At 48.0% G+C, this 587-nt stretch carries 1 protein-coding gene; it reads right to left on the bottom strand.

The annotated features are described in order from the left end of the window. Positions 1-11: 11 nt before the first annotated feature. Positions 12-587, bottom strand: a 576-nt coding sequence (locus tag H8S64_RS22325) for a phage lytic cycle repressor MrpR family protein (protein WP_186978748.1), incomplete at its 5' end; no start/stop codon positions are given.

Raw genomic sequence — 587 nt, 5'->3', positions numbered from 1 at the left:
ATAACTGCACCTCACGAATTATCCAGTGTATCAAGAGGATTAGGGATTTTTGCTTTATGGGCACTTGACACATGAAGATAAATGGTTGTGGTCTTGATGTCGTTGTGTCCCAGCAATTCCTGTATCGTGTGCAGGTCTGTTCCCTGTTCCAGCAAGTGTGTGGCAAAGGAGTGGCGCAGCATGTGTACGTGTACACGGTGTTTGATGCCTGCACGATGTGCGGCTTCTTTCAGCACTTTCACCAATGCACTTGCCGAATATTGCTCTCCGGGTGTTTCGCCCTCAAACAACCATTTTTGTGGGCGATATTCCCGGAAGTAGTGCCGTAGTTCTTCCAGCAACTTGGGTGAAAGGAGCGAATAACGGCATTTCTTCCCCTTGCCCATAATGCGAACCGACATTGTTTCACTGTTGATGTCCTGCGGGGTCAGGTTAAGCAATTCGCTTCTTCTAAGTCCGGCAGAGTAAACCAACGAAATCATGCAGTGATGCTTGATGTTGGAAATTTGTGCAAGGATGCGCTTAATTTCATTCTTGCTCAACACTTCGGGCAGGCTCTTGTACTCTTTGGCACGGGTGATACCGCC

The sequence above is a fragment of the Butyricimonas hominis genome (assembly GCF_014287455.1).
Lineage (GTDB): Bacteria > Bacteroidota > Bacteroidia > Bacteroidales > Marinifilaceae > Butyricimonas > Butyricimonas muris.
The sequence above is the reverse complement of the archived record's forward strand: the minus strand, read 5'-3'. Positions and strand labels throughout refer to the sequence as shown.